Source organism: Acinetobacter sp. YH01010 (genome assembly GCF_013420775.1).
GTDB lineage: Bacteria > Pseudomonadota > Gammaproteobacteria > Pseudomonadales > Moraxellaceae > Acinetobacter > Acinetobacter amyesii.
In genome coordinates this window covers 69,397-81,480 of the sequence record NZ_VOYF01000009.1, presented here as the reverse complement: position 1 = coordinate 81,480, position 12,084 = coordinate 69,397, and the positions used below count along the sequence as shown (strand labels likewise).

The 12,084-nt window shown below is 41.7% G+C and carries 10 protein-coding genes and 3 tRNA genes; 6 read left to right on the top strand and 7 right to left on the bottom strand.

Annotated elements, in window-relative coordinates; translation table 11 throughout:
• Positions 1–3 precede the first annotated feature (3 nt).
• The 4 genes from FTT77_RS09865 to FTT77_RS09850 form a co-directional block, all read right to left on the bottom strand.
• Positions 4–834 carry a MetQ/NlpA family ABC transporter substrate-binding protein gene (locus FTT77_RS09865; protein WP_078191522.1) on the bottom strand — a complete coding sequence of 277 codons (831 nt, stop codon included), beginning with the start codon at positions 832–834 and terminating at the stop codon, positions 4–6.
• A 64-nt stretch (positions 835–898) separates the two neighbouring features.
• The gene (locus FTT77_RS09860) at positions 899–2,335 is read right to left on the bottom strand and encodes an LLM class flavin-dependent oxidoreductase (protein ID WP_180109295.1); all 1,437 of its coding nucleotides are present in this window, start codon (positions 2,333–2,335) and stop codon (positions 899–901) included.
• Positions 2,335–3,558: an SfnB family sulfur acquisition oxidoreductase gene (locus FTT77_RS09855; protein ID WP_168378845.1), complete on the bottom strand. Its 1,224-nt coding sequence runs from the start codon at positions 3,556–3,558 to the stop codon at positions 2,335–2,337. Before FTT77_RS09855 ends, FTT77_RS09860 begins: the two co-directional genes overlap by 1 nt.
• Before the next feature lie 11 nt (positions 3,559–3,569).
• On the bottom strand, positions 3,570–4,796 hold the full coding sequence (locus FTT77_RS09850; protein WP_216076653.1) for an SfnB family sulfur acquisition oxidoreductase: 1,227 nt from the start codon (positions 4,794–4,796) through the stop codon (positions 3,570–3,572).
• Between the two features lie 990 nt (positions 4,797–5,786).
• On the opposite strand from FTT77_RS09850, the gene FTT77_RS09845 reads away from it, so the two are divergent.
• Positions 5,787–8,204 carry a membrane-bound PQQ-dependent dehydrogenase, glucose/quinate/shikimate family gene (locus tag FTT77_RS09845; protein ID WP_168378843.1) on the top strand — a complete coding sequence of 806 codons (2,418 nt, stop codon included), beginning with the start codon at positions 5,787–5,789 and terminating at the stop codon, positions 8,202–8,204.
• A 382-nt stretch (positions 8,205–8,586) separates the two neighbouring features.
• Here the strand turns inward: FTT77_RS09845 and FTT77_RS09840 are convergent.
• The 3 genes from FTT77_RS09840 to FTT77_RS09830 all read right to left on the bottom strand — a co-directional run bounded on the left by FTT77_RS09840 (position 8,587) and on the right by FTT77_RS09830 (position 8,904).
• Positions 8,587–8,662 (bottom strand) — tRNA-Gly (locus tag FTT77_RS09840).
• A 46-nt stretch (positions 8,663–8,708) separates the two neighbouring features.
• Positions 8,709–8,784 (bottom strand) — tRNA-Gly (locus FTT77_RS09835).
• Positions 8,785–8,831: 47 nt separating this feature from the next.
• Positions 8,832–8,904, bottom strand: a tRNA-Gly gene (locus FTT77_RS09830).
• A gap of 242 nt (positions 8,905–9,146) precedes the next feature.
• On the opposite strand from FTT77_RS09830, the gene FTT77_RS09825 reads away from it, so the two are divergent.
• The 5 genes from FTT77_RS09825 (at position 9,147) to FTT77_RS09805 (ending at position 12,078) form a co-directional block, all read left to right on the top strand.
• The gene (locus tag FTT77_RS09825; protein ID WP_180039831.1) at positions 9,147–9,458 is read left to right on the top strand and encodes a BolA family transcriptional regulator; all 312 of its coding nucleotides are present in this window, start codon (positions 9,147–9,149) and stop codon (positions 9,456–9,458) included.
• An 8-nt stretch (positions 9,459–9,466) separates the two neighbouring features.
• Complete coding sequence (locus FTT77_RS09820) at positions 9,467–9,859, top strand: SirB2 family protein (protein WP_180049492.1); 393 nt, start codon at positions 9,467–9,469, stop codon at positions 9,857–9,859.
• A gap of 63 nt (positions 9,860–9,922) precedes the next feature.
• A complete protein-coding gene (locus tag FTT77_RS09815) occupies positions 9,923–10,759 on the top strand; it encodes a ParA family protein (protein WP_180109296.1) in 837 nt (278 codons plus the stop codon).
• Between the two features lie 13 nt (positions 10,760–10,772).
• The gene (locus FTT77_RS09810; RefSeq protein WP_078191516.1) at positions 10,773–11,177 is read left to right on the top strand and encodes a hypothetical protein; all 405 of its coding nucleotides are present in this window, start codon (positions 10,773–10,775) and stop codon (positions 11,175–11,177) included.
• Positions 11,178–11,484: 307 nt separating this feature from the next.
• On the top strand, positions 11,485–12,078 hold the full coding sequence (locus FTT77_RS09805) for a LysE family translocator (RefSeq protein WP_168378830.1): 594 nt from the start codon (positions 11,485–11,487) through the stop codon (positions 12,076–12,078).
• Positions 12,079–12,084 lie beyond the last annotated feature (6 nt).

The window sequence follows — 12,084 nt, the reverse complement described above, 5'->3', positions numbered from 1 at the left end:
TCCTTATTTCCAACCAGGGAACCACAGTTTTGCACCAAAATCCGCGTCCAATGCCTGTTTAACTTTAGGTGAGTTTTGATAAATATCGACAAATTTACGCAGTTTATCGTCGCGATCTACATAGTCATCACGTACGGCAAATAAGATGGCAAAACGCTTGTCGGTATTGGAGTCAAACAGTAAGGCATTTTCAGGATCGGCAGTTTTTGCTAGACGTAAATAATGTGGATAGCCAAAAGCCAGATCGACATCATCAATTGCACGTGCCGTTTGAGGGCCTTCCACCTCAATAAATTGGAGCTGTTTAGGATTCGCTGCAATGTCATTTAAAGTCGATAAAAAGTTATCCGGCTGTTTCAGTTCAATGAGCTTGGCTTGCTGTAACAGTTGTAAGGCACGGCCCTGATTGACCGGATCATTCGGAATCACCACTTTGGCTTTATGGGGTAAATCAGCAAAGTTTTTATACTTTTTTGAATACAATCCGACATGGGTTGCAGCACCGACATCAAAGGCTTTGATTTTAAAATCCGTTTCTTTTTTTGCATTGTCTAGAAAAGGCTGATGTTGGAAAAAGTTTGCATCAATATCGCCATGGTTTAGGGTGATATTTGGGGTATTCCAGTCTGAAAATTCCACCAATTTCACGTTCAGCCCTTGCTGCTTGGCTTCATCCGCGGCGACTTGTAAGGGTTTTGCAAAAGATGGGCTAATCCCAATCACTAATTCACTTTGATGACTTTTCTTTTGTTGATTCCAAATAACTAAGCCAATCACCAAGATGGCCACAATCACACCAATCAGTGTGAATTTAGATTTTGCTGTTTGTGCCATGGCACACCTCTATTTTTTGAAATAATTAAATTTTTTGACTAAAATTTTATTTTTTAAGTGCAGCTTATGCTGTCTCAACATTTTTAATTGCTGCCTGAGATCCCGCGTCGGAAGTGCGACATCGGTAGCGATGAGCAGGATGTGTCGTGGCTAAATGGTCACCTTGTTGAAACAGTTTTTGCCGCAAACTACCGGTGTCATATGCAGTTTTATAGCGACCACGTTGCTGTAATTCAGGAATGACCAAACGAATAAAATCTTGATGTGACTCAGGTGCAACGGTGCGAGTCAGATTAAATCCATCGATGCCAGTTTCATCCAAATAATCAATTAACTGTTCTGCAACATTGGCACCACTCCCAACAAAGAGCGGATAACGCCCACCTAGAACGTGCTGAGCACGCAAATCTTGGCGCGTAATTTTCTGCTCTTTAAATTTTTGATTGACCGATGCGATGCTATTGGTCTGCTGATACGGAATGGCTTCATCTTCTGCAAAGTTGGCGAGGTTCATCCCAATCGAGCTGGAAAAGTGTGCCAGTCCCGCTTCAGGATTGGCATAGCGAATGTATTCAGCCAATTTCTCTTGGGCGAGTTCATCGGTCTCTGCGGTCACTACCGTAATGCCAACAAAGAGTTTCACGGCTTGTGGGTCACGACCTTGCGCTGCGGTTTGGCTGCGAATTTTTTGTACCTGATTTTTAACTTTTTCTGCGCTGTCTGCACCGATAAACATGCCTTCTGCATGTTGCGTAGCAAAAGCTAAACCACGTGGTGAAGCACCGGCCTGATACAACACAGGGGTGCGCTGTATCGAAGGGGAAACTTGAAATACCCCTTGGCTTTGATAGAACTTCCCTTGGTGCTGAATGGCATGTACTTTTTTGGGGTCGCTAAAGATGCGATGAGCTTTATCTTTTTGAACTGCATCATTTTCCCAAGAACCTTCCCAAAACTTATAGCAAAGCTGCAAAAACTCTTCAGCTTGTTCATAGCGTAGGTCATGATCTTTCAAGCCTTTTTGCCCAATGAGGCGTTCTGCACTGTCTAGATATCCAGTCACGATATTCCAACCGATTCGACCTTGGGTCAGGTGGTCTAGGCTGGCAAATCGACGTGCAAATTGATAAGGCGTTTCATAGCTCAAATTGACTGTTACACCAAAACCTAAGTTTTCAGTGACCGCAGCCATTGCAGAAATTAGGGTGCTGGGGTCATGGCTCGGCAGTTGGATCGATTCTTTAAGTGTGAGATCGATGTTACCTTCATAAACATCATAGACCCCTGTGATATCCGCAATAAATAGCCCGTCAAACAGCCCTTGCTCCAAGGTTTTGGCAAGACCCGTCCAATAGCTCAGTTCATTAAAGCGGTGCGATTCATCACGTGGATGAGTCCATAAGCCATGATTGATATGCCCGACACAGTTCATATCGAAGGCATTCAGTAAAATTTTCTTGGCTGGATGTGATTGGGTCTCTGCCGTTGTAATTTGGCTCATTACAAGGTCCCTCGACGTGGGGGCAATACGCCATTCAGGAGGTAATTGGCAATAAAGAAATATTTCCATCGCCCTGCATCATGCAAGGTATGAACACGTGCATTACGCCAAAAACGATCTAGACCATCTTCACGCTGACTGCCACGGCTGCCTGCAAGCTCAATCAATTTTGAAGCCGCTTTAAGTGCAGTTTCGGTACTATGCGCACGTACTTTCGCAACATCTAATGAGGCTTTTGCAATGTTTTCGGCATTGGGCTGTGGGCGAGCAGCATCGATGGCACGAGCGGCTTGTTTCAGCAAGACCTCACTGGCGCGAACATCTGCGGCAATACGACCGAGTTCGTATTTGGTTAAAGGATCTTCGCTAGCAAGATCAAGACCGGAATCAATCCATGGTCGAGCTTGGTGTACGCGGCGCAAACTTTCTTCAAAGGCTGCACGGGCAATCCCGACTTCAATCGCAGCATGCATAATTTGCGCAAATGGCCCAACCAATGTGGGTTCCGTAAATGCACGATCAAAGGGAATGACATCTGTGGCAGGAACCGCAACTTGATGAAATTTTACAGAACCGCTGCCCGTGGTGCGTTGTCCAAACCCTGTCCAATCATCGATCAGCTCTAGACCTGCACTTTCACGTGCAATAAAGGCTAAATATTCACGACCATCGGGGTCTTTGACCAATGTGGGAATGCGATGTGCAAATAAACTGCCGGTGCAATAAAACTTTTCACCATTCACTACAAAACCATCGTCATGAGGGCGAATCGACGTTTGTTTTTGAGCAGCGGTTTTGGTTTTAAACTCGGCTAAGGCATTGCCAAAACGAGCGCCAGCAAGCACTTCGGCATAAAGCTTTTGCTTTTGTTCAGTTGTGCCGGTGTTTCGTAATACTTCCAATGCATAAAAATGGTTTTGTGGAATTTGCCCAATTGAGCCATCTACACCACTCATAAGCGCAATCACTTGCGCCACGGTATAACTTGAAACTTCGGCACCGCCAAATGCCTTGGGAACCGTGATTGCCCAGAGACCAGATTGACTATAGGCCTCGATTTCATCAAACGGCAGTATGCGTTCGGCATCACGTTGCACGGCATTTTTTCTAAATTGTTCGGCTAATTGTTTTGCAATTTCAAGTGCTTCTGCATCGGACTGAATAATATGCGCAGGTGTTGTTGATATGGCCTGTAGCGAATTAATATTTGGAAATGAGGTCATCAGAATTCTCCTTAAATCCACGCATGGCGTGCAGGTAATTTATGATTTAAGTAATAGTCGCCTAAGGTATGCAGCTTCCATCGCACAGGATCATGTAAGGTGTGTACTCGGGCATTGCGCCAGTGTTGATCAAGGTTATGGGCACTCAAACTTGCACGGCTGCCGCCTAATTCAAGGAGTTTTTCAGAGATCTGTAAGGCTGCATCATTGGCATAGATTTTGGCTTCAGCGACACGAATCGAAGCTAGAGCAGCTTGTTGTTCGCTCACCTGATCAAGCTGATCTAATTCATCGAGGTAATCTGCGGCTTCATCTAAAAGTAGAATCGCAGCATCCAATAAAACGGCAGATTTACCCACTTCCTGTAGGGTGTAAGGCTCAAAACTGGCTTTCTCGACTTGTGCATCTACAATTGGACGGGCTTTTTGTACCGCAGAAAGGGTGTCTGCAAAGGCAGCTTCCGCAATCCCCACATCGATCGCGACTTGCATCAATTGCGAAAAGGCACCGCGATACGTTGGCCCTGCAGAAAGCTTACGTTCATCAAAAATTAATAGGGGATCTACTGCCACATGATTCAGTTTGACAGTGCCACTAGACGTTGTGCGTTGGCCAAAACCATTCCAGTTATCAATCACTTCTACGCCTGTAGCGTGTCGATCAATGATGGTCAGGACAACATGACCTTCAGGGTGAACGGCTTTAATCGCCAACCAATCTGCAAAACTACTGCCGGTCGAATAGAACTTTTCACCATCGACCACATACGTTCCATTTTCAATGCGCAGCGTTGTATTTAAGGTTTTGGTGTCTTTGGTATTGCGCTCTGGGCCACCATTGGCTAAACGTTTTCCCTGTAAAATTTCATTAAAAATAAAGGCTTTTTGTTCATCCGTTCCCATGAGGTCAATCATATACAGCAAGGCAATTTGGTTTTGTGGAATTTGGCCCACGCTAGAATCTGCTTTATTGATAATGCGAAAAACCTGCGCCAGTGTCTTGTTGGACACGTAGGCACCGCCAAATTTTTTGGGAATACGAATGCCGCCTAAACCTTTCTGACTAAACAAGTCGATTTCTGCAAAAGGCAGTAGGCGGTTCTGATCACGTTCATTTCGACCTTCCAAAGCAAAATCTGCAACGTGATACGCTGCATGAATTGCTTCTAAGTCATTTTCAATAACATGAATATTTTCAGAGATTAAATGAGACATAATGACACCTTTAATAGATATCAAAACGCTACTCGTAAATGCGTGATTCTTTAAATGATGGATTATTCTTAACTTAGCAGAATGTCTTTTTAGCATTTAATCTGCATAAAAATTATGCAAATTTGATAAAATAAGTGTTTGATTTAAAACAATAGATGTAGAAATAACAACAAATGAATTTATTAGAAAATAAGGTATTAGCAACTTTGCAGATATTCAACCTTAAAAATAATATATCTAAGACAGTGGGTTAGATACTTCTATTTGAATGAAGTATAGCTTTGTTCAAGGCCTCATTTAACATTGTAGATTCGTCTGAATCGCTCCAAATTATCTCACTTTCTTTGTAGAAGACAAAAGCTTAGTAATATTACGATAGCTATAAAGAAAGTAGTGATAGGCTTCATCTAGCTATTGGCTCTAGAGCTTGATGTTTTAACATACATTAAATGGGATGAGTGGAAACCTCAGTCTGAATATCGTTGCCAATGCAGTTAAGAAATTGCTTCGAACAGGAATAAAGGATGAGATTCTAAATTACCAGTTCAATATTTCTTAAATTAATCAGATTCATGCATGTGTAATGGTTTGAAATCAATTGAACGAACGAGGCTGTTTTCACCCCTCAATGATGACTTAAATCTAAGTTGTTTAGGAGGGCTTAATTTTTTGAATCTTTGAATAAGCATGTCGATCAAAACACAATACTTGAAAAGGAGTATACTTCTACTACTAAAGTACAATCACAGTGTGTGATTGTACTCAATCTTCAAACTTCGTTACATAGGCAACTATTTGGTATCAATAGCCCAAATTATTTCCTTATCTGTAAGTATTTAAAACTGAATGCTAGCCATAACTTCAAGAATTGAATGAGTAGAATGTAATTAGATTTATACGATTTCAAATGCGTTTTGTTGGGCACCATGTATTTATAGCATACGATTTAAAAGACTTTACTTTATTCTAATTTTTTGGCTATTCAACCAAGCCTATATTACCCAGAGGCAAGGTATGAACACAGAACAAACCTCTCCGCAAGAGCGTGTAGGGGCTAAAGTCTACCGATATTTTTTTATCGTACTGACTGCTCTGATCGCACTATATTTAATCATCCAAGGTTCTAAATTATTGAGTCTCGGTGGTTCAAGCTATTATCTCATTGCTGGTGTTGCGTATATCGTCATCGCTGTTTTATATGCAATGAAAAAAGCCGCTGGCTTTTGGTTGTCTATCATCACATTTATTGCAACTGTGATCTGGGCAATTGCTGAAGTGCAAGGTTTTGACTTTTGGCAATATATTCCACGTTTAGTGACCCCAACTGTTTTATTTGTTTTAAGCCTATGGGCAAGTCGTAGTCTGCCTGCACTGAGCCTCACAAAAGTTAAAATAGCCAATCAAGTTGGATTCGTTGGTTTAGCTGCCTGTGTGGTTGCGCTGATTGCCGCATTCTTCCCACATGGCAAAATTTTAAATCCAGTTGATCTCGTACAAGATCCAAGTTTAGCAAAACCAAATGCTGAAAACCCAGACAACTGGGAGTATTTTGGTCGTAATGGTAACGGTACACGTTTCGCTCCATATACTGACATTACCCCTGAAAATGTCAAAGATTTGAAAGTTGCTTGGACCTACCATACGGGTCGTGATTTGAAAGCAGGTGTAGACGAAAATACACCCATTCAAATTGGTAGCACACTGTATTCATGTACACCGACCAATATTATCACTGCCATTGATGGTGATAGTGGTAAAGCACTTTGGAAATATGATCCTAAAGCAAAAACTGCGGAACATATTACCTGTCGTGGTGTAGGCTACTACGATGCAACTAAAGATAAATCACTTACACCTGCCGATTTAGCATCTAACGGCATCAAAGCATGTCCACAACGTATTTTAACCTCTACTGTTGATGGTCGTTTAATTGCCTTGAATGCGAAAACAGGTGCTTTATGCCCTGAGTTTGGTATCAATGGTCAAGTCGATGTTTTACATGACATGGGGCCAACTGAACAAAGTAAACGCTACCACCCAACATCAACTCCTCTCATTGCAGGTCATGTTGCAATTTTAGGTGGCTGGGTCCGTGATATTGTGCACGGCGAGCCTTCTGGTGTCGTACGTGCCTATGATGTTCGTACAGGTAAATTGGCTTGGGCGTGGGATATTGGTAATCCTGAACTTGTTGGTGAGCCTAAAGATGGTAAAGGTTATACCCTTGAAACGCCAAACATGTGGACCATTCCAACCTATGACAAAGACTTAAATCTTGTTTATTTACCTACTGGTAATGGTCCTCCAGATTATTGGGGTGGTGACCGTAGTGGTGCTAAAGAGAAATTTGGTTCGGCTGTCGTTGCTGTCAATGCAACGACTGGTAAAACAGTGTGGTCGTATCAAATTGTGCATCATGACGTATGGGATTATGACTTACCGTCACAACCTGTGCTTTACACCATGACCAATGATCAAGGTGAAAAAGTTCCTGCATTGATTCAAACCACTAAAATGGGACAAATCTTTGTCTTAGACCGTCGTACGGGTAAACCAGTGTCTAAAGTGGTTGAAAAAGCCGTTCCAACCTCTGGTGCTGCTGAAGGTGAAAAACTTTCTCCAACTCAACCATATTCTGTCGATATGCCACAAATTGGGAATGACACTTTACGTGAAAAAGACATGTGGGGGATCTCTACCTTTGACCAATTAAACTGTCGTATTGATTATAAAGATTCTGTGTATCAAGGTCTTTATACCCCGCCGGGTGAAAAACCATATATAGAATGGCCAAGTCTTTTAGGTGGTATGAACTGGGGTGGTATTTCTATCGATGAATCAACAGGTTTGATGTTCGTCAACGATATGCGTATGCCACTTCGTATGTCTCTTGTACGTAAAGAAGACATGGGCAAGTACAAAATCTCAACGGATGAAGTTCCAGGATTCATGGGGACTGTACGTCCACAATTTGCAGGTCCATATGCAGGTGTAAAAATCGACATCATGCAGTCTGCATTGGGTGTACCATGTAACCGCCCTCCGTTCGGAACCATGACAGCGATTGATTTGAAATCTAAAAAAGTCGTTTGGGAAGTGCCAATGGGGACTGCTGAACAACTTGGACCTTTAGGTATTAAATCTCATATGCCAATGCCTCTTGGTATGCCTACTTTAGGTGGTCCAACGTCAACTGCTTCTGGTCTAGTATTCTTTGCAGGTACTCAAGATTACTACTTACGTGCTTTAGACTCTAAAACCGGTAAAGAAGTGTGGAAAGCTGAACTTCCTGTGGCTGCTGTTGCAGCACCATTGATTTATAAGTCACCAAAAACTGGAAAACAATATGTGGTTATTTCTGCAGGTGGTGCAAGCCACTCTAAAGATGTAGGTGATTACATCATTGCCTATGCTTTGCCTGATCAAAAATAATTGACATACAATTTACTAAAAAACCAAAGCTTAGGCTTTGGTTTTTTTTGAAAAAATAATGATCAATATCTAAAATTTTAATAAGTAATTAACTACACTAATCATAGTTTTTCACAAATTCTAAAACGTAGATCGCATTCAACTTTTAAAGTCCCTTTTTATGCTTAATTCGTCACCTTAATTATAGGGAGTAAGAGAGTCATGTAATTTATTTGATACACGGTGTTTCATCACATATTATCAAATCAAGGGATGTTATTTTGTCTCGTATATTTAAAGAATAATCCTAATTTTCGAGTAGCTAGTAGTAGGAGGTTTTCAAAAAATGAATAAAATTAGTCATAAAAAAAGCCCCCATCTTTCGATGAGGGCTTTTTGAATTTGGAGCGGGAAAGGAGACTCGAACTCCCGACCCCAACCTTGGCAAGGTTATGCTCTACCAACTGAGCTATTCCCGCGGAGTCTATCCTGTTTTTTTACTAAAAAACTGAATCGAAAAAAATTTGGAGCGGGAAAGGAGACTCGAACTCCCGACCCCAACCTTGGCAAGGTTATGCTCTACCAACTGAGCTATTCCCGCGGAGTCTATCCAATTTTTTAAATAAAAAACCGAATGAAAAAATTTTGAGCGGGAAAGGAGACTCGAACTCCCGACCCCAACCTTGGCAAGGTTATGCTCTACCAACTGAGCTATTCCCGCATAGCCACGTATAATACATTAAGGATTTTTCAGGTCAATAACTTTATGAAAATCTGTGCATCGTTTGCATAAAATAAAAACAATTTGTTTGAAATTCGGAAGATTTTTGCAGGTCGAAGGCTTCCATTTTGATGAAATCATGCAATTCAGATGGTTTCAGCAACTTTGCGACACAAGAACTTCAACAAATACAGGCTATACTAAGATCAGTTGAACCTTTTTTTGAATTTGGGAGAGCCGTTTTGAGTTTAGAACAGCAATTAATTGAGCGTCTACAGACATTAGCGCCTACACATCTTGAAGTGGTGAATGAGTCCGCAGGTCATGGTGGTTATTTCCCAGGTAAAGAGTCGCATTTTAAAGCTGTGATCGTGAGTGAGGCTTTTGCAGGCTTGCGTTTGGTGCAACGTCATCAAAAAGTCTATGCCGCAGCCGGTGATTTACTTAGTCCGGGGCAAATTCATGCTTTGGCCATTCATGCGTTTTTACCCGAAGAATGGAATGGTCAAGACACTACTAGCCCTGAATGTGCGCATGCACCTAAGTCATCTTAAGGTGAGCCATGGAAACGCAATTAATCATTAAAATCATTCATATGTGTGGCGTGGCTTTAGGCTGTGCTGCCATTTTCATTCGTGCTTTTACGCTGTTTAAAGGGACGCAGGGCAATTTACCCAATCCAGCAGGTCGGAAGTTTTTTGTTGCTTTGCAACATGGCTCAATGACACTAATTGCCGTAACAGGAATTATCTTATTGTTTATGAAAAACTTTGATGTGCAGCCATGGTTCTATGCCAAAGTTGTACTGTTTTTGGCGCTGCTGTCTTCTTTATCTAAAGCTTATAAGAAAGATGACAGTGTTTTATTGGTTCAGCGCCGTGCGGGCTTATTTATTGCAGCTGTTGCACTTATTTTCATCATTACATTGGTTATAATCAAACCAGTTTTTGGATAAATGGCTTATCCACATGGCCGATTTCAAGGCTTGAGTAGAAAAACAAAGATTAGAGGGTTTTGAATGCGTACGCGTGTGGTATTTAACCAAAAAGGTGGTGTGGGGAAATCGAGTATTACGGTCAATTTAGCTGCGATAAGCGCGCACCAAGGTTTAAAAACTTTGGTGATTGACCTCGACCCTCAAGCCAATTCAAGTCAATATTTGTTGGGGGATGATGCGACGTATTCGGCAGATAAGCCTGCACTTGAACCCAATATTGAAAATTATTTTGAAGAAGTCTTGGGGACACAACAAAGTAAAGGTTTGTTGGGAAATGCCATCGGTTCGATTTTGAAAGGTCGTGCCAAAGGTTTGGAAAGTTATGTGCATGCATCGCCGTATCCACGTTTAGATGTGATTCCTGCCAGTCCAAATTTAGGCGCGTTGGCACATGCCTTAGAATCTAAGCATAAAATTTACAAACTCCGCGATGCTTTGCAGCAGATGAGCGGTCAATATGATCGGGTATTTATTGATACACCTCCGGCCTTTAACTTTTTTACTTTATCTGCGCTGATTGCGGCAGATCGCGTGCTGATTCCATTTGACTGCGATGTGTTTTCAAAACGTGCCTTACAGACACTGATCGAAAATGTGTTGGAAACGCAGGATGATCATAATGATCATTTAGAAATTGAAGGCATTGTGGTCAATCAATTTCAGGCACAGGCGAAGTTGCCGCGTGAAGTTGTACAACAACTCAAAGATGAAGGTCTTCCTGTATTGGACAGAATGTTACCGCCTTCAGTGCTGATGAAAGAATCGCATCATAAAAATCAACCTTTAATCCATTTGGCTGCAGATCATAAATTGACGCAAGCCTATCAATCATTGTTCAATGAAATTGAGCAAAAGTAGTATCGAGAAAAGTATGAATGCACTTAAATGTGGTCTAGTTGCTTTCACTGCTGTTGTATTGGGTGCATGTGCAAGTACGCCTAAACCAAGCTATGTTTCACCTACACAGTATCAGTCTTTGAGTTGCCAACAATTGCAAAGCGAATACAACCGAATCCACGACTATATTCAAAATGGTGTAGAAACACCGAAGCGCACAGGCGTTGGTGTCGGTGTTGGCCTCGGTGGTGGCTGGGGCAGCCGTGGAGGTTGGGGAATTGGTCCGAGTATTTCGGTCAATATGGGACAATCTTCAAATACCAAACGTACCGAGCTTTCACGCGTTCTAGGTGAGCAAGAAGCGATTGTACAGGCAGCAAAATTTAAAGGTTGTCCGATTATCGTTCGCGCAAATTCGGCTACCGCAGCAAAATCATAAACGGATCATGAGCAGGGGCTCAGGCCTGTGCTATGAGAAAAGTGTAATAAAATTTGTCAGTAGGTGAGGCGTCTACTGGCATTTTTTTTGAGCCAAATAAACTGCACTGTTTAGAGCCAATAAAATATTTAAATCTATGAAAAAATTAAATTAAATATTATTGGTGTATTTCAATACTTCCTTCTGGTCTTGAACATTCAGCGTGAGTGCATTGACTTGTACAAGGATAAAACTGACCTAGCGCGTACTTGTTTTTTTAAATTCATTTCGGCTAAGGTGTGCGCTTTGAAACATTGTCTGGGTATTTATGATTGAGAGTTGGCTTTTTGTATTGGCAATGATTGCGGTGATGATGACGCCGGGACCTAGCAATGCACTAATGGCAAGCTCTGCACATCAACAAGGCATTGCAAAGACGTGCATGCTGATTCCTGCAGAATTATTGGGCTATTTCTATGCCATAAATTTGTGGGCGTTGATTATTCATTTAAGCGCTCCAGTGTGGCCGAATTTAATTCACTTACTGCATTTTCTCAGTATTGCCTATGTTTTATGGTTGGCTTTTCATTTGTGGAAATCGACGCATTTACACCAGTACAATCAAAAACATCCTTCAATTCAACCACGTGAATTATTCATTTCCTCATTAAAAAATCCGAAAGCCTTGCTTTTTGCTGCAGGTATTTTCCCGATAGAAACTTGGGCAAGCCCATTAAATTTTATTTTGGTTTTCGCTGTATTTAGTGTGGTTTTATTGCCTGTTGCGTTGTTTTGGATGTCATTTGGACGGACGATTTTGGCGGGTAAGACCCAAAAAATTAAGGCCGATCTTCTGTATAAAGGATCGGCCCTGATGCTGATTTTATGTATGTTTCCCGTGGTTTTGCGCTTTTTTGCTTAAAGGCGT